The following is a 21,720-nucleotide window of genomic DNA, read 5'->3' on the forward strand; positions in this document are numbered from 1 at the left end:
TTAAGAGGGCAAGATAAAAGAGGGGCGTGTTCGCTTCGCTTTTGTCCTTTCGTTTCCACTCATTAGCGAGCGCTCCCGACCGGTTCTGCGACTTGTGACGACTTGCGGCGGTTGAGAGCGGCTTCGCTTCCCTGGGAGGCGTCGTCATGACCGTCCGCAGCATCATCGAAGACCGCATGTCCGCCTTGCCGGCGACGGCGGATGAAGAACTTCAGGTCCGTCTCGCGACAAGTCTGAAGCGCGACGGCTCTGTGCGGACATCGATGCTGAAGCGGCTCTCGTCGTCGATGCGGTTCAGCTACGGCGCGAGGGCGGGCGCGCTGAAGACGGCCGCGAAGCGATCCGGCAGCGCCTTCCGCATGGACGTGCGTCAGCGGGTCATCGTCAAGGCGCTGGTGTCGCGACACATGGGAAAAGGCATGGCGCGCGCCGGGGCGCTGGCCGCCCATGTCCGCTATCTCGGTCGTGAGGGCGCAGGCCACGAAGGGGAGGCAGGAACCTTCTTCGACCGGAACGAGGAGGCGATGGACGGTACGGAGCGCATCAAGGACTGGGCCGGGCATCGGCACCATTTCCGCTTCATCATCTCGCCGGAGCACGGCGACCGGATCGCCGACCTTCAGGACTACGTGCGCGACGTGATGGGCAGGGTCTGCGCCGATCTCGGCGAACCGGAACTCCCCTGGATGGCGGTTTGCCACTACGACACCGACCAGCCCCATGCCCATGTGCTCATGCCGGGACGTCGGGCGAGCGGACGGGATCTGGTCATTCCCCGCGACTATGTCGCCTACGGCTTCCGGGCGCGCGCCCAGGAGGCGGCGCAGGAACGGCTGGGCGACCTGTCACGGCTCGACGCGGAGCGCCGCGTCTGGCGCGAGACGCAGAGGGACGGCTTCACCAGCTTCGACCGGAGGCTGCTGGCGTCGATGGACGGGGAAGGGATGGTCGCGGACGCGGTGGGCGGCAAGAGCGCTTGGGCGGCGCTGACCCGGGGTCGGTTGGCCCATCTGGAGGCTCTGGGTCTCGCGGAGCGTCAGGGGCGGGGCTTCAGGCTCGACGAGGATCTGGAGGGCCAGCTGCGGCGGCTGCAGATTTCGAAGGACGTCATCCGCACCCTCAACCAGCGTCGGCTGGAGACAGGCCAGACCGCCGAGGTCTTCCGGCAGGGCAGGGTGACCGGAAAGGTGATGAAGGCTGGCTTCCACGACGAGCTCGGCGTTTCGCCGTTTGCGGTTGTCAGGGATGCCCAAGGCGTCGAGCATTATGCGCGGCTGGCGGTAGGGGCGGCCTTGCCGGCGGTCGGCGCCCCGGCGACGCTGGGCATGGACGCACGCGGCGTGGCGCAGGTCATCCCGGGCATGGGGCGAGGCGGGGAGGGCCTGGGGTTGTAAGCCGAAGCTGCGCCTCAGTCAGGGGCGGGCTTCTTCTCCATGGCGTGGCGCGCTCCAGTCGCCGGAGCGTCGGGGCTGGCTGGAGGACGAGCGAAGGGCCGTCAGCTGACTGCGCGCCCATTCATGCAGCTTCCGGCGCGGATAGTAGGGCGTGCGGCCCAGATGCATGCAGGGTGGGCCGTCGGATCGTGTGCTGAAGATCTTGGCCAGGGTGGCTGGCGAGCGGCGGATGCCCATGCGCAGCAGTTCGGTCGACGCCTCCTTGCGGTTCAGCAGGACGTCTTCCGTCTCTCCAAGGTATAGGCCAGTCATTGCGGGTGCTCCTCTGTGAGGGGCTATCCGGCGACGATTATCCACAGACCGTCAATGTGAGCGCTGGAGGACGATCACGGACCGGATCGTTTCAGGAATGTTCAGGAGGTTTCAGGCGGTTTCAAAACGTCCAATCCGGTCACGCGGTCTCTCGCGAACGTGATGGGAGGCAGCCGTTTGCGTCCACAGATCAGGCGGTCGTGGCCTTCGATTTGAGCTCGGCGATCCTGGACTGGCAGAGGTCGGCGACGAGGTCGCGCAGGATGCGGGCGCGGGCCGTCAGCCAGTCCAAGTCCTCGGCGGAGGCGTCGTACTGGTCGCTGTAGCGGGCCTCGACATAGGCGCGCTTGAGGAGTTCGAGGCGGCGGCGGTCTGTGCGCTGTTCGCGCGGCCAAGCCTCGACCAGGCGTGTGTCCACGTCCTCGGCGAGGGAGCGCAGGAACTTGATGTTGTGCGAGCGCGGGAAATAGAAGGTGTGGACCAGCAGGAAGCAGGCGTAGGCGGCTTCGACAGCCTGGTGGAGGCTGAAGGCCGCCAGCTTGCGGAAGCCTTCATCTGAGGCAGCCTTGAGCGTCTGGTATTCTGCCGTGTCGATCCATCTGGTGAGATCGGCAGCTTTAGCCCTGTAATGCCGGATTGCTATCTCGACAGCATCTTCTGGTGTCATCGGCTGCGGCGTCGCCAGCGAATGGCCGGGCACGCTGTAGAGCGAGACGCCGTCGTGCACGATGTCGGTCCAGAAGTACTCGCCGCGCTTCAGGGCATCGTTCACCTCCTGGAGGTCGTGAACGATGATGTTGACCGTCCGGCCGATGGCGGGATCACGCAGGATCTGATCCTCGGAGTTCCACCAGTAGTCGGCGATGTTGGTCATCTTGGCGTTGTTGACCACGATCAGCAGATCGAAATCCGATAGGTAGCCGTTTTCCGGCTCATCGACCCAGTCGCCGCGGGCATAGGAGCCGAAGAGGATGATCTTCAGCACCATCCCGCCGCGACGCCATTCCTGCGTGCCGCCTCCGCCGCCGTTCTTGGCGGCCTCGAAGCCGGCAAGCAGGGTGTCCCGCACGCGCTCAAGCTCGCGCTGCTGCCGCTCCGGGAGATGGTGCAAATCAGACCGCATAGGACAAGTCTAACCGAAAACCCCGGGGCTGCACCAACCAACGGTCAAGGTGGCGGCGCTTTAGGCCTGCGACGACTGCTTAGCGCCAAATGCGGACATCGGTTCGCGACCCGAACGCGGACGTCGGCCAAGCCCGCCGCGCATGGTCCGCTTCCGATCCGTCTCAGATGGCTTTCGACTATGGGCGCTTTGCGGTCGGATCGATGATCCCGGCGGCATCTTGGATTACGCGCTTGTCGTTCCATGCCTTTTGTTTGTGGCTGGCTCGGTGGGCGATGATTTCCGTAAACCCCGCAATGTCCGGAAGCCAGGAGACATCCTTCAAGACCTTCAGTCCGTAGAGGCTGAGCTTCCAATCCCGGTAGTCGGACCCGACTTCGTTGATCGTGCAAACGAATAGCTCGTCGCCGCCTCGCGTCAGGGTGATGTCGCCGTATCGGTCGCCGTGGCCATCCGGCGTGTAGCCGCGACCTTTGTCTAAAATCTCTATGCCGTAAGACTGGCTACCTATTGCAACCGTGAAGCCGTGGCGGCGGTGATTGTTCTCTAGGGTGACGGTCTTCTCGACCTCGGTAACCTCTATGCCTAGCCTCGGGAGATCGTCGAGTTCGCCCTTCTCCAGCCAACTCGGCCAATGCCAGGTCTCTCGAAGGATCGTGTTGAACATACGCTCGACGTCGGCCTTGCGCAGATAAGCTTGGGCCTTTTCAAGCCGCTTCTTCTTTTCATCTAGGCCAAGCTCCGCTTCCACCCTCGCACGTTCAGCGTCCATCCGCTTTTTCACCTCGCCACGAATGCGCTGGATGTCGTTGATCGTGGCGTCCGGAAATTCATCGGCCCTAGGTTTCGGGGTTGATTGTGCACTCGATGAGAACGCCGGTCCGGCCGGACGGGGCGGCTCGGTCGATCCGAAGACCCGGTCAAGAAAACCCTTAATGAAACCCATCGTTTCCACCTTTTCCGGCGCAAGGTAGCAGAGATCGGGAACGCGGGAAGTGGTAGCGAGCTCGCCGCTCAGGTTAGACCCGCAAAGCTTCGCTTTCATACCCTCCGACGCGATCCTCACTGGAAATGAGGGGCCTTACTTGGTTCGAGAGCAAGGGCTCGAGCCTAGAGCAGCGGCACGATAAGCCGACATTCGAAACCGCCAACGAGTCAGGAACTGTCATTGCCTTCGATCTCTCCGCGAAAAGCTGAAGCTGACTCATCCCTGACTTTCCCAAGGTCTGCTTCTGGGCGGTGAGCCGAAGTCGCTATTGGGCACCAGCGATGGCCGCTGCAACGACTGCGTCTTCGGCTGAAGTTCCGCCGGAAATTCCAACCGCTCCGACGACCCGGCCATCTACAACGATTGGCACGCCCCCACCGATGGCGACGAAGTCGTCTGCCGTCAGCAGCGCGTATCGACCATTGTTCACCTGCTCCTCCCGACTGGCCGTCGTGGTGCGGAAACGGGCGGAGGTTCGAGCCTTGGCCTGGGCGAGCGGGATGGAGCCGTAAGGGACGCCGTCCATTCTGGCGAAGGCGACCAGTTCTCCTGACGGCTCGACCACAGCGATAGCCAAGGGCAGGCCCCGGCGCGCGCCTTCTTCCAGGCCGCGCTGAACGATCGCCTGGGCTTGTTCGATGCCGACGGGTTCGCCGTAGACGCTTGGGATCGGAGGCGCCGATTGGGCAGCGGCCGGTGTTGAAAGCACAGTCAGGCAGGCGATTGCGATTAGCCACTTCATGGTCATTTCCGATTGCTGCTGGAAGGTTGTTCCGGCCCCGCGAACTCCGCGTCGGTCACGTGTTCAAGCCACTGCACCGGGGCGCCGTCGCGATCTTCCGACACGGCGACGTGGGTGAGACCGCTGGAGCGCGTGCCGCCGTGCCAGTGCGAGACGCCGGGCGGTGTCCAGATGACGTCGCCGGGGTTCATTTCCCGAACCGGCTCACCCTCGATCTGCGTCCATCCCTGACCCGAGGTGACGACCAGAAGCTGGCCATGCGGATGACGATGCCAGCGGGACCGTGCCCCCGGTTCGAAGGTGACTGTCGCCCCGCTAAGAGCGGAGTGGCCCGATCCCTCGAAGGGCGAGGTCACGGCCACGCGGCCGGTAAAGTTGCCGGACGGGGCGGTCGAAGCCGCACTTGCGGCGCTCCACTCGGGCACGGTTTCGAGAACCTCCAGCGCCCGCGTGACCCGAGGCCAGCCGACATAAAACGCCAGATGGGTCAGGGCTTCGCCGACGTCGGCCCGGGTCAGTCCGGCCGTGGAGGATTGTCGGATGAGGTCCGGTATCTGGTCCGCTTCACCAAGAGCAGTCAGCGCCGAGATCGTCACCAGCAGGCGATCGCGCGGAACGAGATCAGTGCGCCGCCAGAGGTCGTCCCGGATCACCGTGTCGGTGAGACGGGCGAAGGCCGGCGCGAAGGCGTCATCGGCGACAGGCGCCGGTCCCGTTGGCGTCGGACGCGCGGCGAACGGAGCCAGGGCGGCGGTGTCGACGTCGCGCGCCGTATAGACTTCGTCGAAGACGGCGAGCGAGACGACCGCGCTCGGCCAGCCTGCGTAGAGGGCGAGATGGGTCAGCACGCCTGATGCCTCAACGGGCGTGACGCCATTGTCTAGCGCCCGCCCGAGATGACCCCGAAGCTGGGCCGGCTTGTCGCTCGCGATGAGGGCGCTGATGACCACCAGGCTGCGGTCACGCTGGGACAGGCCTGGTCCGGGCCAGACCTGTCCGAAAAGAACCTCGTCCGTATAGGCGGCCATGCCGGGGGCGACGCGTTGCTGGACAGGCCCCGAAGGCCGGGGCTCGGCCTGCTGAGCCTGTGCCCCGGTCGTCGTCGTCAGGACCGCCAGAAGTCCGAGCATCATTCCCTTCATTCCTCAGGTCCTCGGCGGGGCTTCGACCTCGGAGTAGGCGAGGACGGCGTCGGGCAGACGGGCTCCCTTGATCTCGATGGCGTCGGCGGCGGCCGTGAACTCGGTCAGTTCCGCCGGCGTGAACCGGATGGCGGCGGCGCCGGTATTCTCCAGCATGTGCGCCATCTGGGTCGTGCCGGGGATGGGCACGATCCACGGCTTCTGCCCCAGCAGCCAGGCCAGGGCGATCTGCCCAGGCCGGGCGTCCTTGCGTTCGGCCCACTGTTTCACGAGGTCGACCAGGGGGAGATTAAGCGGCAGGTTTTCGGGCGAGAAGCGTGGCTCGATGCCCCGGATGTCGCCGGGCGCGAAGCGGGTGTTGGCGTCGATGGCGCCGTTCAGGAAAGCCACCCCCAGCGGGCTCCAGGGAACAAAGCCGATGCCCAGTTCCTCGCAGGCGCCGAGCACCCACTCTTCCGGGCCGCGCCAAAGCAGCGAATATTCGTTCTGCACGGCGGTGAGGGGCTGTTCCGCGTGGGCGCGGCGCAGGGTCTGCTGACCCATCTCGCACATGCCCCAATGCAGGACCTTCCCTTCGGCCATCAGCTCCTTCATCAGGCCGGCGACGTCCTCGATCGGCACTTCGGGATCGACCCGGTGTTGGTAAAGCAGGTCGATCCGATCGGTCTTGAGGCGCTGGAGCATGCCGTCGACGACGCGGCGGACGTGGTCCGGCCGGCTGTTGCGGCCCGGCCGGCGCTGGCCGGTTTCCTGATCGATGTTCCAGCCGAATTTGGAGGTGATCACTACCCGGTCGCGGATCGGCTCGACCGCCTCGCCGAGCAGGCGTTCCACGTCGTGCGGGCCATAGGCCTCTGCGGCGTCGAAGAAGGTGACGCCGGTGTCGTAGGCCGTGCGGATGATGTTGATCATCTCCGGCCGAGTCGGGATGGTCGTCTGATAGGTGCGCGTCATGTTCTGCACGCCTAGGCCGATGCTCGACACTTCCAGGCTGCCGAGGCGGCGGCGATCCGGCGGCGTGACCTGGGTCGTCCGGGCGGCCTGCACCGGCGTTCGCGCGCTCGCCGCCGTCGTCGCGAGGGCGGGCAAGGCCAGGCCTGCACCGAGCAGGCCCCGGCGTCCGACGCCTCTGGTCTTGTCATTGGTTTGCATGGTTCGTCTCCTGGGTGTGTGTGAGTCAGCGGCCGGTCTGGGCGAGCACGGCTTCGGGCAGGCGGTCGCCCTGGATCGGGATGGCGGCGGCGGCGGCGTCGATGGTCGACAGGTCGTCGGTCGTCAGGTCGACGTCGGCCGCTCCCAGGTTCTCTTCCAGCCGGTGTAGTTTGGTGGTGCCGGGGATCGGCACGATCCACGGCCTCTGCGCCATCAGCCAGGCCAGGGCGATCTGGGCCGGGGTCGCCCCCTTCTGCGCCGCGATGTCCTTTAGCAGATCGACCAGAGCCATGTTGGCCGCCCGCGCCTCGGTCGAGAAGCGCGGCGAGACCGAGCGGAAGTCGCCGGGCGCCAGTTCGGTCGACGCGTCGATCTTGCCGGTCAGGAAGCCGGCGCCCAGAGGGCTGAACGGCACGAAGCCGATGCCGAGTTCGTCGCAGGCGGCCAGCGCACCGTTGGTTTCGACGTCGCGGGTCCAAAGCGAATACTCACTCTGCAGCACGGCGACCGGCTGCACCGCGTGGGCGCGACGAAGGGACTCGACGCTTGGCTCCGACAGACCGAAGTGCCGGACCTTGCCCTCTTCGATCAACGCCTTCACCGCGCCTGCGACATCCTCCATGGGCACGGCCGGATCGACGCGGTGCTGGTAGAGCAGGTCGATATGATCGGTGCGCAAGCGCTTGAGCATGGCGTCCACGACGGCGTGGATATGGTCGGGTTTGCTGTTGAGGCCGCCGGTGCGGGCGCCGGTGTCCAGATCGATGTCGAAGCCGAACTTGGTGGCGATGACGACCTTGTCGCGGAACGGCTCGACCGCCTCGCCGAGCAGGGACTCATTGGCGAACGGCCCATAGGCTTCAGCCGTGTCGAAGAAGGTGACGCCGCGCTCGAAGGCGTCGCGGATCAGGCGCACCGCGTCTTGTGTGGGCGTGGCGTCGCCATAGGCCGATGACAGACCCATGCAGCCATAGCCGAGGGCCGAGACGTCAAGGCCGGATTTGCCGAGGATGCGCGTCTTCATGGGTGTCTCCTATCGATTGGCCTGGACGCCGGTGTCGGAGCCCAGCCATTCCGTAATCAGGGTGATCGTCCGACGTTCCTGGTCCGCCTCCATCACGAAGGCGTCGAGGATGCGCGCGCCGGGCGCGTGGCTGGCGAGGACGGACAGGCTGCTGCCCTGCCCGTAGCCGCCGTGGGTGATGAAGGGGCGCACCGTCTTGCCGGACAGGTCGTGCCGCCGCAGGAAGCTGCGGATCACTGGCGGCGCGGTCTCGCCCCAGATCGGGAAGCCCAGATAGATGGTGTCGTAGGCGGCCAGGTTCTGGACCTCGGCTTTCAGCGACGGCTCGAAGCCGGCGTCCCGCTCGCGCCGTGCCTGATCCACGTTCGCCTGATAATCCTCTGGATAGGGCTCTGCGGGCAGGATTTCGAACAGGTCCGCGTCCAGCGTGCGCTTCAACTGACCGGCGATAACGCGGGTGTTTCCCGAGCGCGTGAAATAGGCGACCAGGATGTTCGATGTCGGTCCCGCTACCGGTCGCGTCTCTTGGGCGCAGGCCGTGGTCGATCCAGCTATCAAGGCCATGGCTACAGGCGCCGACAGGGCTGCGCGCCGCGAGACTCCATGATCGCCGCCATCCGTCATCGCCCGACCCTCGCCTGCAAGTGCGTGGGATAGCGGTCGCCCCGAACCGTGATCTGGGCGAGAGCCGTCTCGATCTTCGCCCAGTCGTCGACCGTCAGTTCCACGTCGGCGGCCCCGAGGTTCTCCTCCAGCCTATGCAGTTTCGTCGTGCCGGGAATCGGCGCGATCCACGGTTTCTGCGCCAGCAACCAGGCCAGGGCGATCTGCGGCGGGGTGACGCCCTTGGCTGCCGACAGGGTCTGAAGCGCTTCGACCAGGGCCTGGTTCTGTCCCAGCGCCTCGCTGCCGAAACGGGGCACGACGCTGCGGAAATCGTCCTTGCCGAAGGTGGCATCCGCTGCGATGGCGCCGGTCAGGAAGCCCTTTCCCAGCGGGCTGAACGGTACGAAGCCGATGCCGAGTTCCTCCAGCGTCGGGATGACCTCCTGCTCCGGCTCGCGCCACCACAGCGAATATTCGCTTTGCAGGGCCGTCACCGGCTGGACGGCGTGGGCGCGCCGGATCGTGTCGACGCCGGCCTCGGACAGCCCGAAATGCTTAACCTTGCCTTCGGCGATCAGGTCCCGAACCGTGCCCGCCACATCCTCGATCGCCACGTCGGGATCGACCCGGTGCTGGTAGTAGAGATCGATCGCCTCGACCCGCAGGCGGCGCAGGGAGCCCTCGGTCGCCCGGCGGATGTCGTCCGGTCGGCTGGACAGTTTCTGCTCGCCAAAGGACTGACCCGGCTCGAAACCGAACTTGGTGGCGATGACGACCTGATCGCGGAACGGCTCAAGCGCCTCGCCGACCATCTCCTCGTTGGCTTCGCCGTAAATTTGAGCCGTGTCGAACAGGGTGACGCCGCGCTCCACGGCGGCCCTGATCAGGGCGACGCCGTCTTCCTTGGCGACGGCGCGGCCATAGCCGTGGCTCAGTCCCATGCAACCGAGGCCGAGGCTGGAGACTAGAAGGCCGCTTCGGCCGAGTTCGCGCTTGTCCATATCCATCTTCAACATCGTCGTTCGGACCATCGTGGGTCGTTCGGCTGGAAAGATAGTGCCAGCGGATAATGTTGATTAGGGTGGGCAATCCGCATGCTCTTGTTAGTCAGGCTTACAGATGGCTCAGCGTTTCGATGATCTCGCCGCCTTCACCGTCGTGGCGCAGGAGCGCAGTTTTACCCGCGCCGGGGCCAAGCTGGGCGTGTCGACGTCAGCTTTGAGCCAGACGATCAAAGCGTTGGAGGGCCGGCTGGGCATCCGCCTCCTGGACCGGACCACGCGCAGCGTGTCGCCGACGGAGGCGGGTGAACGACTGCTCAAGACCGTGGCGCCCCGGTTCGCCGACATCGAACAGGAACTGGCCGCTCTCGGCGACATGCGCGAAAGGCCCAGCGGCACGATCCGCATCAGCGCCGGTGAACATCCGGTGCGCTCGGTTCTCCAGCCGGGCTTGTCCCGGCTGTTGCCCGATTACCCCGACATCCGGGTCGAGGTGATCGTCGACTATGGCCTTATCGACATCGTCGCCGACGGGTTCGACGCCGGCGTCAGACTGGGTGAGCAGGTCGCCAAGGACATGATCGCCCTGCGTATCGGCCCCGACGTGCGCATGGCCGTCGTTGGGTCGCCTGGTTATTTCGAACGTCATGGTCGACCCGCCACGCCGCAGGACCTGACCGACCACAACTGCATCAACATGCGCCTGCCGACGCACGGCGGCCTGTTCCCTTGGGAATTCGAGAAGGATGGGAGGGAGTTGAAGGTGCGGGTAGAGGGACAGTTGACCTTCAACACCATCCGGCCTCGCCTGGACGCGGCCTGCCGAGGATTGGGTCTCGCCTATATGCCGGAAGACATCGTGGCCTCGCAGATCGCATCAGGCGAGTTGGTGCGAGCGCTGGAGGGCTGGTGTCCCCCGTTCCCGGGGTATCACCTCTACTATCCGAGCCGTCGCCATCCTTCACCCGCGTTCGCGCTGCTCGTGGAAGCGCTGCGCTACCGAGAGGGCGGCTAGGTCCATATTCGGGCCACAGGCCAATGACCGCTCCTGGCGCGTAGGCGACCCAACTCCCGCTTTCCAATCGTTCCTTCGACGTATGGCAAGCGGTCATGTTCGCTCGCCCTCAACGCTAACTCGAAGAGTATCGTTATGATTGAGGCGAGAGTAACAGCAGGCGCCGACGCCCTGTAACCGAGCATCGACTTGACGCAGTTGTCGGCATGGGGCTCGACGGCCTGTCAGTCGTCCGATTACCGGCGCATGAATCGGAAAAGCGCCGGGTCGAGGACGTCTGACATCGGCAGACCACGAGGGGGCGGCCCTCAGGCCGCCAGGGCTTCGTCGGCAGGGCCGAAGAACTCATAGTGGATGCGATCGGCGGACACCCCGATGGCGACCAGGTCGGAGACCAGGGCTCGCAAGAAGGGGCGGGGGCCGCACAAGTAGTAGTCGGCTTCTTTCACCGGTGTTTCCGAGGCCAGCCAGGCGCCTGAGATCCGTCCAGTTCGTTCGTGGTCGGCCAGGTTCGCGGCCTCCGGCACGCTTTCGTAGAAGACAGTGTTGCGGCTGGCAGGAATGGCCGCGGCGAGTCGGCGAACATGATCGCCCATGGCGTGGGAGGCGACATCGCGCGCGCCGTGAACATAGTGAACCCGGGCTTGTGGTTGTCGGGCCGCCAGCGCCTCCAGCATGGAAACCATGGGGGTCAGGCCGACGCCGCCGGACAGGAGCACGATGGGACGTTGCGGATCATCCGGCAGGAAGAAGTCGCCCGCCGGCGCGCCGACCTTGAGGATTCGGCCGGGGCGGGCGTTTTCGTGGAGCCAGGTCGAGGCGAGACCATGTGGCTCCCGCTTCACCGAGATCCGATAGGTCTCCCCGTTTGGTGCGGAGGAGATCGAATAGTTACGCTTGATCGGCGAATGCCCGGGTAGGTCAAGCCAGAACGTGAGGTATTGTCCAGGCTTGTGAGCCAGCACCGGGCCACCATCGACCGGCCGCAGGATGATGGAGGTGATGACCGTACTCTCGGGTTGAACTTCCGCCACCTCGAAGGCGCGCCAGCCGTTCCATCCGCCTTCGGCGGCGGCGAGATTCTCGTACAGGGCCGCCTCGCGTGTGATGAGGATGTTCGCGAGGAACCAGTAGGCCTCGCCCCAGGCGGTGAGAACGTCCTCGGTCGCAGCCTCGCCCAGGACGTGGCCGATGGCGCCCAGCAAGGCGCTGGCGACATGGGGGTAATGGTCTGGCATGATCTGCAGTCCGACATGGTTCTGCGCAATGCGTTCAACTGCGGCCGTCAGGGCGCCGAGATTGTCGATATTGGCGGCATAGGCGAGGATTGCGCCTGTGAGCGCGCGGGGCTGAGAGCCAGAATCCCCATGATGCGACTGATTGAAGAGATCGCGAATTTCCGGATTTTGGAACATCCGGGCGTACATCTCCCGGACAATGTCCAAGCCATGGGCCTGAAGGGCTGGAACTGTGGCTTTGACGATCGTGACCGTCCGCTCGCTGAGGGCTTGCGACATCAGTAGGTGTCCTCGGTAAACTGGAAACTGGAAAACGCGGTCGTTCAGGCCGCGGGATTGTTTGGCGGCGTGGCCAAGCCGGGTCAGATCGGTCGGACGCGCGCGGCGCTTCTTAGATGTCGACGCGCGTGAGGGGGCAGACGGTTCGGTGGAGACGGCGAGGCTTCAGGCCGCAGTCTTCCAGGTCGGCTCCAGCGCAGCGTGAGGCGGGCAGGGCGCCACGGCCTGGACCGGCAATCCCCCGAGTTCGTTGGCGTAGCCGTGGTTGACGTCCCGGTGGTGGGCCTCGTCGGCACGAACGACGAGGACAACGTCGCGCAGGGTCGCAGTGTCAGGAAGGTTCCAGTAGCGTTTGGCGATCTCTGGGGCCAGGACATTGGGCGAGCGCCCTTCGTCGATTTCGGCGAGGTAGTGGGTGTAGCTGATCACGGCTTCTTCCTCGAAATAGCCGACCACCCGGTGGGCCGTCTTGTTGGACACGAGATAGAGACCAAAGAAGAAGAGGTAGAAGACCCACTGGACCGAGACGATGACGAACCGCTCGAACAGCGTCGGTTTCGAGATCTCGATGAAAGTCATCAGGTGCATGCGTTCGTTTTCGGCCTCGTCCATCAGGGTCTTGATCCAGCCCCGATCGTCGCACATCCGACGCAGGCAGCTCAGATGGTTGATGGTGGCGCCCACCATGCCCGGCACAGCCGCGACCGTTTCCAGCACGACAGCGCGATGTCCGTATCGCTTGGCGAAGAAGGTATCCGCACAGAAGCGGAGCAGCTTGGTGAAGCCGAAGGCGACGCGGTCCGACAACCCTTTGGGTTGATGGTGGACGGAGAGATCGACGAGTGGGGCGCTCATGGCCTTGGTCCTTGAAACCGGGGAGTCCCGGGCCGGTTCGTCCGGCGAAAGAGGATGAGGCCGATGTAGAAGAGGCGGGCTGAACGCGGTATCCGGGTCTTGACCCTAGGGGGAATTCCGGAGGCGCGGCCCATTGGTGAACAAGGCTAGAAAGCGGACGATGCGCGTCTTTCATTCGTCTTCTCCCCTTGTGAGGCCCTCTTCGCCTTGGCTAGCAGTCGCCACGGTTCTGGTACTGATCCTCATGGGCGCTTGGGCGCGAGCAGGCCTGCCGTCCCTCTTCGACGCCCGGCTGTCCTTTCTGGTCTTTGTGCCGGCCGTGGTGGCGGGCTCAGCCCTGGGCGGCGTCTGGCCCGGCGCCCTGGCCGCCGGCCTGGGCGTCGCGACGGGACTGCTTCTGGGCGACGCTCAGCCGCAGGTGGCGGAGGCCGCGCTATTCCTTGTCGTCGCGGGCGCCGTGACCTGGGGCGGCGAGTGGTTCCAACGGGTTCTGAAGGAGCTTTCCTCCCGTGAGACCCATCTACGGTTGATCCTGGACACCGTGCCCGACGCCATGATTCTCATCGACGAGAAGGGGGCCATGCGAGCCTTCAGCCCCACTGCAGAACGGCTATTCGGCTGGACTGCGGCCGAAGCCATCGGGCAGAATGTCAGCCTGTTGATGCCCGCACCTCATCGCGAAGCGCACGACAGCTATCTTGAACGCTATTATCGAACCGGAGAACGCCGGATTGTCGGCGTAGGGCGCGTCGTGGTCGGTCGTCGCAAGGATGGGTCCGACTTCCCTCTGGAACTCGCAGTCGGGGAGATGCGGACCAAGGAGGGGCGTTTCTTCACCGGGTTTGTGCGGGATCTGACGGAACGCCAACAGGCTGAGGCCAGGATGCAGGAGCTTCAGGCAGACCTGATCCGGGTGTCGCGTCTGACGGCCCTCGGCGAAATGGCGTCAGCGCTCGCCCATGAGCTGAACCAGCCGTTGACCGCGATCACCAACTACCTGAAGGGCGCGGGGCGACTGCTTCGCTTGGAGAATGCGTCGGTCGATCGCGTCTCCGACGCCGTGGACCGGGCGGCTGACCAGGCGCTGCGCGCCGGCGTGATCATCCGGCGCCTGCGAGAGTTCGTCGCCCGGGGCGAGACTGAAAGGCGGATCGAGAACCTGCACTCGCTCATCGAGGAGGCCAGCGCCCTGGCGCTGGTCGGGGCGCGGGAGCACGGCGTTCAGGTGCGGTTCGCCCTCGATCCGTCCGCTGACCTCGTCATCGTTGACAGGGTTCAAATCCAGCAGGTCCTGCTCAACCTGATCCGAAACGCCATGGACGCCATGCAGGACGGCGGGACACGGGACCTGGCCATATCCGCCTCGACGCTGGATGAGGATCATGTCCAGGTCACGGTTTCCGATACGGGGGCGGGGATTGATCCCGATGTGGCGGTCCAGTTGTTCCAGCCCTTCATCACGACGAAGCGGGCCGGCATGGGGGTTGGGCTTTCGATATCGCGGACCATAATGGAAGCCCATGGCGGGCGCCTGTGGTTCGAGGCCAACGCCGCTGGAGGCGCGGATTTTCACTTCACGCTACATCGCGCCCGACTTGAGGAAGAGCTCGCATGACAAACGCTCCGATCATGCACGTCATCGACGACGACGCCGCTGTGAGAGATTCGATCGCCTTCCTCCTGAGTACAGCCGGATTATGCGTGCAAACCCACGAGTCCGCCGTCGCCTTTCTCGCCGTGAAAGACCGACATCCCGGATGCATCATCACCGATGTGCGCATGCCTGACATGACCGGGATAGAGCTGGCACGCCGATTACAGGCGGACGGTTCGGGGGAACCTGTGATCGTCATCACTGGCCATGCCGACATGCCGCTGGCTGTGGAGGCGTTGCGCGCAGGCGTGGTGGATTTCATCGAAAAGCCGTTCGACGACGAATTGCTGTTGGCTTCGATCCAGCGTGCGGCGGATCGAGCGGGCGAAACGGCGTCGGCAGAAGCCGAGAAGCGGATGCTGGTGGCGCGTCTCGACGCCCTGTCAGGACGGGAACGCGACGTGCTCGCAGGATTGGTTCAGGGCCACGCCAACAAGGTCATCGCCTATGATCTCGAGATCAGCGCGCGGACCGTGGAAGTCTATCGCGCCAACCTCATGGCCAAGATGCAGGCTGGAAGCTTGTCCGAACTCTTGCGGATGTACCTCACGGTTCATCCCTAATCGGACGCCTAACTAAAGCGGTTTCAGCGCTGTTGATGGGTTTTTGGATATCTCTAGCGCAGGCAGTACTGGGCCAAGGCTGAACGTGTCCTCTGGGGCGAAAGCGGTCCTGAGGTTGCCGACGGCCGGACGTCCGCTTTCGGGCCGCCAGGCAATGTCCGTTCATGGCGCGTTGCAGCCGTTGGCGACGACTTTTCCGCTGGCTTCTGGTAGCCTCTGTCGCGTGCTGGAAATCGCTGCGATTTCCGTCCCCGTGGTGACCATATGGTGACCATGGGCATCGGTCGGATTGACTGGTGTCGATTCTTATCAATGCTCTCAGGAGTTTATCGGCGCGGATAGGGCGGTTTCAGCTTCCTCTACTGGGACATCGAGCTGGAGCCGTAGGCGACCTGGCGGGGCAAGGGCCGGGCCGCCAGGACGGCGACAGCCTTGCGATCAAACTGACACGAAACTTCATCGTCTCTGACATGAGCGGTCCGTATAGCCACGCTCCGGCGGGGGGCGTTGCGTGTGATCGGTCACGAACAGGAGGTGGGGCGGACGCTGGCGGCGCAGAACCGGGTCCTGCTGGCCTATGTGCGGCGACGGCTGGCGACAACAGCGGGCGACGCCGAGGACGTGGCGCAGGAGGCGATCATGCGCGTCCTGGCGCGGGCGCGTGAGACCCTGATCACCGACCCGCTGTCCTACGCCATGCGCACGGCGCGCAATATCCTGATCGATCGCGGCCGCCGCATCGTCAATGTGCAGATCGAGGATCTGGAAGAGGCGGAACATCTCATCGACAGCGGGGCGACGCCGCTGGAGGCGCTGGACATGAGTGAACGACTGCAACTATGTCAGCGGGCGCTGGAGGCCATGCCGGCCTTGCGGCGAGAGGTCTTTGTGCGACGTCGTGCGGGCGAAGAGTCTTATGAAGCGATCGCTCGTGATCTGAGATTGTCGGTCGAGGCCGTGCAGAAACATTACAGCCGCGCAGCTCAGACGCTGCGCCGAACGGCGGAGGGCCGCCATGCCGACCAGATTTAACCGATCGAAAGATGATCGGGAGGCTGCGCTTTGGGCCGACGCCAGACGGGCGGCGACATGGTCGCCACAGCAACAGGCGGCGCTTGATCAGTGGCTGGAGGGGCGGCCGGAACGGGCGGAGCTGCTGAGGCGGCATGACGCCCTGATTTCCGACGCCGCCGTGATCTGGGCGACGCAGCGGGTGGCGCGGGCGCGGCCGGCGCCGCGGGGGCGGCCCTCGGCGCCGCGCGCCCTTGTCATCGGGGGCGGCCTGGCGGCGGTTTGCGGCGCGCTGGCGCTTGTGACGGTCCTCATGCCGCGAGGGGACCTGATTGTCGGCTCCAGGGGCGTCCCTCAGCCGATCGCACTGGCGGACGGTTCCGCCGTTCTGCTGAACGGTCTGAGCGAAGTTCGTGTCGAACTGGACGACAAGGAACGTCGGTTGCGCCTCAAGGGCGAGGGCTTCTTTGAAGTCGCGCCTGACAAGGAACGACCGTTCTCGGTTGAGGTCGACGGCGTGCGCGTCACGGCCTTGGGAACCCGTTTCAACGTGGATCAACGCCAGACCCCTGACGGCAAGGTGGTCGAGGTGGTGGTGTTCGAGGGCGTCGTGAAGGTGATGTCGAACCGGGGCATGTGGATGAAGGTGCGCGCGGGTCAACGCGCGACAGTCCTGGGCGGCGTGGTGGAGCGCGAGACGATGTTCAGGCCGGAAGCCAAGACCGATGTTCCGTCCTGGGCCAAGGGGTGGCTGGAGTTCAATGAAGCCACCCTGGCCAGTGTGGTCGAGGACCTGGAACGCGCCACGGGCGTCAAGGTCAAGCTGGCGGACCCGGGCGTCGGGCGGGCCCTGGTCAGCGGGCGTTTCGCCTATGATCGACCCGAAGACGCCCTGGCCGCCATGGCTGGAATTCACGGCTTCAAACTGACCCGTCAGGGGGCGGATCATTTTGAGATTTCCAAAGGTTAGGCGACCTTCAGGGCAAGTTTTCATGACAGCTGTCAGGACCTCTGCAGTCGCCGTCTAACCCCATAACGATCCGTATGATCGCAGGGGATTATCGAATGCCTATTCACAAGACCGGCCTGCTCACAGCGGCCGCCATCGCGGTTCTGGCGTCCGCGGCCGCGCCTGCCTACGCCTGGCAGGCGACGCCGGGAGCGGAGACGCGCGCCGCTATTTCCATTCCGGCCCAGGACCTGGGCCGGGCGTTGCAGGCCCTGTCGCGCGACACAGGCCTGCAGATCGTCTTTGATCCGAGCCTCACGCGGGGGCGGACCTCCAACGCCGTCACGGGGGCCATGACGCCGCGTGAGGCCCTGCGTCGCATGATCGCCGGATCGGGCGTCGAGGCGCGCGAGGTGCGCGGCGTCCTGACCCTGGTGCGGCAGTCGGCGGAGGCCAGCGCCACGTCGCCCGACGCCTTTGAGGTCGCCGAGGTCGAGGTGGTCGGCTATGCGGCGGGTCTGCGCCGGTCGCTGGACGCCAAGCGCAAGGCCGACTTCATCTCGGACGTCATCAGCGCCGACGACATGGGCGATCTGCCCGCCAACAACGTGGCCGAGTCCCTGTCGCGACTTCCGGGCGTCAACGCGGTGCGCAACCACACCACGGGCGAGGGCGACCGCATCACCATTCGCGGCCTGTCGACCGAGCTGAACAACTACACCATGAACGGCGTGCGCATGGGCGGCGCCGGTTCGCCGGGCGACAACTTCTATCGCGGCGTGCGCCTTAGCTTTCTGCCGCCGGAAGGCATCGACTCGATCACCGTCATCAAGAGCCTGACCCCGGACCGCGACGGCGACGCCCTAGGCGGCACCATCGACATCCGCACGCCGACGGCCTTTGACCACGACCCGGTCTATGGCGTCCTGTCGGTCTCGGCCGGGATGTTGGACAAGTTCGACGACGAGAAGTCGGGCGAGATTTCGGGCTCGTTCGGGCGCCAGTTCAACGACAACTGGGGCCTGTTCGTCACCGGCAGCTGGTCGCGGCGCAAGTCGCAGTTCGAGCAGAACGGCGTGGACGGCGATAACCAGCCGCCGGTCTGGTACGCCGACAGCGAGACCATGGGCTGGGACACCGCCAGCTTCGTCATGCGCGGCATGAACCTGGGCTTTGGCGAGACCGAGGTAGAGCGTCACGGGCTGAACGCCAGTCTCGATTATCGCGGCGTGGCTCACGACTTTCACCTGCGCGGTCAGTTCAACGAATACACACAGGACGAGTTCGGCAACCGCCTGAACTTCCGCAACGACACGGGCAAGAATTCGACGCGTCTGAGCCAGGTCGACAAGACCATGACGGGCCTGCTGCGGCCCGAGGACGCGGTGATCGGCACGGACGCCAAGCTGGGCCGGATCTACAGCTACACCACGGCCCAGATCGTGGACCGTGACAAGGACGGTCGGATCACCGACGCCGACCGTTCGGCGCGATCCTACTATACGCTGGACGGCGCCTCGGGGACCTGGGACCCGCAGGGCTTCCGCCTGCGTCGCTTCTGGGAGGGCTCGCGCGAGACCGGCACGGTGATGTCGCTGAACCTCGGCGGCGTCAGCCGCCTGGGCGACTTAACGGTCGACTATGACCTCTCCTACGCCAAGTCGGAGGACAATACCGACGACTCCTATGAGATGGAGTTCCGCAGCGACAAGTACGGCTGGCTCGGCAACAAGGGCGTCGATGTCGTCAACTTCGGCGACAGCCGCTTCCCCAAATGGGTGCTGAACGACGCCGGCATGGCGGCGATCCACGACAACAGCCAATACGGGTTCGCCGGACTGTCGGGCGAGATCGGCGGGGCTGAGGAAGAACTGTGGCAGGGCCAGTTCAACGTTGAATGGCGTCCGGTTTCGACCTGGCTGGAAGCGGTGAAGACGGGAGGTAAATTCTATAGCTCCAAGCGCTCGACCTATAGCGGCGAGTTCATGGATCTGGACGCCTCGGGCACCCTGGCCGACTTCTCGCGCTTCTACGGCAAGGAGGTCGCCAGCCTGTTCGACGGCGAGTATTCGGGCCTCTATCGTCTGGGCACGGTGATCGACAACGACGCCATGCTGGCCGAACTGCAGCGCGCCATGGCGGGGAACAGCGATTTCTTCGACGGCTTCGCCACCGATCCCGGCAATGCCGAGCTGAGCGGCGAGGACAGCTTCACCTTCCAGGAAGACATCTTCGCCGGCTACCTGATGGCCACGGCCCGTTTCGGCCAGGCGCAGATCCTGGGCGGCGTCCGGGTCGAGAGCACCAACAATACGATCGACGCCTATATCCTCGACGAGGTTCAGGGCGCGGGTTACGCGACGGACAAGAGCGACTTCATCAACGTCCTGCCGTCGATCCACCTGAACTATGATCTGGACGACCGGACCAAGGTGCGCGCCGCCATCTGGACCAGCTTCGCCCGCCCGGACATCGCTCGCATGTCCTCGGCGCGCGAGTACGGCTACGACAGCGACCCGGACGGCGACGGCAAGATCAATCCGAAGAACGAGTGGCTGCTGGTCGCCATCGAGCAGGGCAACCCGGACCTGAAGCCGATGAAGGCGATCAACTACGACCTGTCGGTCGAGCGCTACAACGGCGATACGGGGGCCTATTCGCTGGGTCTGTTCTACAAGGACATCGAGAACTTCCTTTACCGCTCCTCGTCGTCGAACATCCGCGACGGGACGTCGGGCGTGAACGTGGGCCCGGACGGCGTGACCGTCTCCAAGCCCAACAACGGCAAGTGGGCGCGGGTTTACGGCGTCGAGATGAGCGCTCAGCAGGTCTTCCACTGGCTGCCGGGTCCGCTGTCGGCGCTGGGCGCCAGCGTGAACCTGACGCTGCAGAAGTCGCAGGCCGAGACCGGCATTTCCTGGCACCCGCAGGGCTATACCCTGCCGCTGATGGAGACGCCCGAGGCGGTCGCCAACGTCCAGATCTTCTGGGCGCGCGAGGGCTGGGAGGCCTACGCCGCCTACAGCTATCAGTCGGAATTCCTCGAAGGCATCCAGGACTTCGGCAACAACCCCTATGAGCAGGACTACGAGTTCGTGGACCTGAACGTGCGGCGCAAGCTGTGGAACGGGGCGACGGCGTCGCTGCAGGTCCAGAACCTCTTCGACAACCACACCTACTGGTACACGGCCGGCGCCAGCACGAGCTCCAGCCGCGCCTATATCAAGAATGGGCGGTCGATCTCGGTCGGCCTGACCTACGTCTTCTGATCGGGGAGGGGAGCATGAAGACGACCCACGCCCTGATGCTCGGGGCCACGCTGGCGGCCCTGGGCGGACAGACGATGGCGCAGACGGCGGAGCGTCCGCTGCGTCCCGAACCCGCGCCGGTCCAGGCCTCGGACCGGCCCGTGGTCCCTCCGACCGAGCAGCCGGAACGGATCATCCTGAACCTGACCGCCGATCCGGCGCACGAGATGGCGGTGACCTGGCGCACCGCGCCGGGCGTCGTCGGCTTCGTCGAATACGCCGAGGCCCAGGACGGCCCCGACTTCATCCAGCAGGCGGTCCGTACAGCCGCTGTCACGGATGATGCGACCATCGCCGTCCGCGAGGCGCCCGAGTTCCGGGCGGCCTATCATTCGACGGTGCTGAAGGGGCTGAAGCCGGAGACCGTCTATGCCTACCGCGTCGGCGACGGGGCGCGGTGGTCGGAATGGCTGCAGTTCCGCACGGCGGCGACGACGGCCGAGCCCTTCACCTTCCTCTATATGGGGGACATGCAGAACAACATCCTCAGCGAGGCGTCGCGCACCATGAGGATGGCCTTCCGCAAGGCCGGGGACGCCGCCTTCGTCATCCATGCCGGGGACCTGATCAATCGGCACGACAGCGACAACGAGTGGGGCGAATGGTTCGCCGCCGGCGGCTTCCTCTATGCTCAGACGCCGCAGATGCCGACGCCGGGCAATCATGAGTACGGGCGCGGCCCCGTGCTGAATCCGCAGTGGCGGCGTCAGTACACCCTGCCGGAAACCGGCCCGGCGGGCGTCGAGAAGCTGAAGGAGACGGCCTGGACCGTTGACTATCAGGGGCTGCGCCTGATCTCGGTCGATGCGCCCCTGTTCCACGGCGACGAGGCCATGCGGGCGGAGATGGTGCGCTGGCTGGACGGGCTGCTGGCGAACAACCCCAACCGCTGGACGGCGCTGTTCCTGCACTTCCCCCTGTTCTCGATCGACCCGGATCGCGACAACGCCCGGGTGCGCGACGCCCTCAAGCCGTTGATCGACAAGTACGGCGTCGACCTGGTGCTGCAGGCCCACGACCATGGCTATGCGCGCGGCGCCATCGGAACCGGACCCATGCTCAATGCGGGGCCGGCGCGCCCGTCCGATCACGGCTCGACCTATGTGGTCTCGGTCGCCGGCCCCAAGATGTATCCGGTCGCCGATCTGGGCTGGGCCTCGCGCTCGGCCTCGCGGACCCAGACCTTCCAGACCCTGGATGTGTCGCCTGATGCGGTGGTCTATCGCGCCTTCACCGCGACGGGCCGCCAGCTGGACGCCTTCCGCCTGACCAAGGGCGCGGACGGCGTGGCGCGCGTGGAGACCCTGGCGCCTCGCCCCAACGAAGAATAGGGCGGCTCACCGTGAGGCCGGCTGTCGCGCCGG

Annotated in this window: 19 protein-coding genes; 8 read left to right on the forward strand and 11 right to left on the reverse strand. The window is 65.3% G+C overall.

Annotated features, from left to right (window positions below):
* The first annotated feature begins 146 nt into the window (after nucleotides 1-146).
* A complete protein-coding gene (locus tag HX774_RS11795; RefSeq protein ID WP_178826991.1) occupies nucleotides 147-1,394 on the forward strand; it encodes a DUF3363 domain-containing protein in 1,248 nt (415 codons plus the stop codon).
* A gap of 18 nt (nucleotides 1,395-1,412) precedes the next feature.
* Here the strand turns inward: HX774_RS11795 and HX774_RS11800 are convergent, their stop codons facing one another.
* The 9 genes from HX774_RS11800 to HX774_RS11840 form a co-directional block, all read right to left on the reverse strand.
* Entirely contained in the window at nucleotides 1,413-1,706 is a 294-nt protein-coding gene (locus tag HX774_RS11800) for a hypothetical protein (protein WP_178826993.1), read from the reverse strand.
* Between the two features lie 190 nt (nucleotides 1,707-1,896).
* Nucleotides 1,897-2,817 (reverse strand): HEPN domain-containing protein, encoded by a 921-nt coding sequence (locus HX774_RS11805; RefSeq protein WP_255500417.1) that lies wholly within the window; start codon nucleotides 2,815-2,817, stop codon nucleotides 1,897-1,899.
* 190 nt (nucleotides 2,818-3,007) lie between these two features.
* On the reverse strand, nucleotides 3,008-3,874 hold the full coding sequence (locus tag HX774_RS11810) for a hypothetical protein (RefSeq protein WP_178826997.1): 867 nt from the start codon (nucleotides 3,872-3,874) through the stop codon (nucleotides 3,008-3,010).
* A 208-nt stretch (nucleotides 3,875-4,082) separates the two neighbouring features.
* Nucleotides 4,083-4,565 (reverse strand): heme-binding protein, encoded by a 483-nt coding sequence (locus HX774_RS11815; RefSeq protein WP_178826999.1) that lies wholly within the window; start codon nucleotides 4,563-4,565, stop codon nucleotides 4,083-4,085.
* Nucleotides 4,562-5,692, reverse strand: a complete 1,131-nt coding sequence (locus HX774_RS11820; RefSeq protein ID WP_178827001.1) for a carboxymuconolactone decarboxylase family protein — start codon at nucleotides 5,690-5,692, stop codon at nucleotides 4,562-4,564. Before HX774_RS11820 ends, HX774_RS11815 begins: the two co-directional genes overlap by 4 nt.
* 12 nt (nucleotides 5,693-5,704) lie before the next feature.
* A complete protein-coding gene (locus tag HX774_RS11825) occupies nucleotides 5,705-6,853 on the reverse strand; it encodes an aldo/keto reductase (protein ID WP_178827003.1) in 1,149 nt (382 codons plus the stop codon).
* Nucleotides 6,854-6,878: 25 nt separating this feature from the next.
* Nucleotides 6,879-7,877: an aldo/keto reductase gene (locus tag HX774_RS11830; protein WP_178827005.1), complete on the reverse strand. Its 999-nt coding sequence runs from the start codon at nucleotides 7,875-7,877 to the stop codon at nucleotides 6,879-6,881.
* A 9-nt stretch (nucleotides 7,878-7,886) separates the two neighbouring features.
* Nucleotides 7,887-8,441, reverse strand: a complete 555-nt coding sequence (locus HX774_RS11835) for a flavodoxin (protein WP_218650400.1) — start codon at nucleotides 8,439-8,441, stop codon at nucleotides 7,887-7,889.
* A gap of 56 nt (nucleotides 8,442-8,497) precedes the next feature.
* Nucleotides 8,498-9,484, reverse strand: a complete 987-nt coding sequence (locus tag HX774_RS11840; protein WP_178827084.1) for an aldo/keto reductase — start codon at nucleotides 9,482-9,484, stop codon at nucleotides 8,498-8,500.
* A 118-nt stretch (nucleotides 9,485-9,602) separates the two neighbouring features.
* On the opposite strand from HX774_RS11840, the gene HX774_RS11845 reads away from it, so the two are divergent.
* On the forward strand, nucleotides 9,603-10,499 hold the full coding sequence (locus tag HX774_RS11845; RefSeq protein ID WP_178827009.1) for a LysR family transcriptional regulator: 897 nt from the start codon (nucleotides 9,603-9,605) through the stop codon (nucleotides 10,497-10,499).
* Nucleotides 10,500-10,807: 308 nt separating this feature from the next.
* On the opposite strand, the gene hmpA is transcribed toward HX774_RS11845, so the two are convergent.
* On the reverse strand, nucleotides 10,808-12,016 hold the full coding sequence (gene hmpA, locus HX774_RS11850) for an NO-inducible flavohemoprotein (RefSeq protein WP_178827011.1): 1,209 nt from the start codon (nucleotides 12,014-12,016) through the stop codon (nucleotides 10,808-10,810).
* A gap of 165 nt (nucleotides 12,017-12,181) precedes the next feature.
* The gene (locus HX774_RS11855) at nucleotides 12,182-12,871 is read right to left on the reverse strand and encodes an alternative oxidase (protein WP_178827013.1); all 690 of its coding nucleotides are present in this window, start codon (nucleotides 12,869-12,871) and stop codon (nucleotides 12,182-12,184) included.
* Between the two features lie 244 nt (nucleotides 12,872-13,115).
* On the opposite strand from HX774_RS11855, the gene HX774_RS11860 reads away from it, so the two are divergent.
* The 6 genes from HX774_RS11860 to HX774_RS11885 all read left to right on the forward strand — a co-directional run bounded on the left by HX774_RS11860 (nucleotide 13,116) and on the right by HX774_RS11885 (nucleotide 21,687).
* Nucleotides 13,116-14,486 carry a PAS domain S-box protein gene (locus HX774_RS11860; protein WP_255500418.1) on the forward strand — a complete coding sequence of 457 codons (1,371 nt, stop codon included), beginning with the start codon at nucleotides 13,116-13,118 and terminating at the stop codon, nucleotides 14,484-14,486.
* A complete protein-coding gene (gene fixJ, locus HX774_RS11865; RefSeq protein WP_178827017.1) occupies nucleotides 14,483-15,088 on the forward strand; it encodes a response regulator FixJ in 606 nt (201 codons plus the stop codon). The genes HX774_RS11860 and fixJ overlap by 4 nt, the downstream gene beginning before the upstream one ends.
* Nucleotides 15,089-15,601: 513 nt before the next feature.
* A complete protein-coding gene (locus tag HX774_RS11870; protein WP_178827018.1) occupies nucleotides 15,602-16,120 on the forward strand; it encodes a sigma-70 family RNA polymerase sigma factor in 519 nt (172 codons plus the stop codon).
* Nucleotides 16,104-17,069, forward strand: a complete 966-nt coding sequence (locus HX774_RS11875) for a FecR family protein (RefSeq protein ID WP_178827021.1) — start codon at nucleotides 16,104-16,106, stop codon at nucleotides 17,067-17,069. Before HX774_RS11870 ends, HX774_RS11875 begins: the two co-directional genes overlap by 17 nt.
* A 95-nt stretch (nucleotides 17,070-17,164) precedes the next feature.
* Nucleotides 17,165-20,317, forward strand: a complete 3,153-nt coding sequence (locus HX774_RS11880) for a TonB-dependent receptor (protein WP_255500420.1) — start codon at nucleotides 17,165-17,167, stop codon at nucleotides 20,315-20,317.
* A gap of 14 nt (nucleotides 20,318-20,331) precedes the next feature.
* Nucleotides 20,332-21,687: a metallophosphoesterase family protein gene (locus HX774_RS11885; protein ID WP_255500421.1), complete on the forward strand. Its 1,356-nt coding sequence runs from the start codon at nucleotides 20,332-20,334 to the stop codon at nucleotides 21,685-21,687.
* Nucleotides 21,688-21,720: the final 33 nt, after the last annotated feature.

It is taken from the genome of Brevundimonas sp. P7753 (assembly GCF_013386595.1).
GTDB lineage: Bacteria > Pseudomonadota > Alphaproteobacteria > Caulobacterales > Caulobacteraceae > Brevundimonas > Brevundimonas bullata.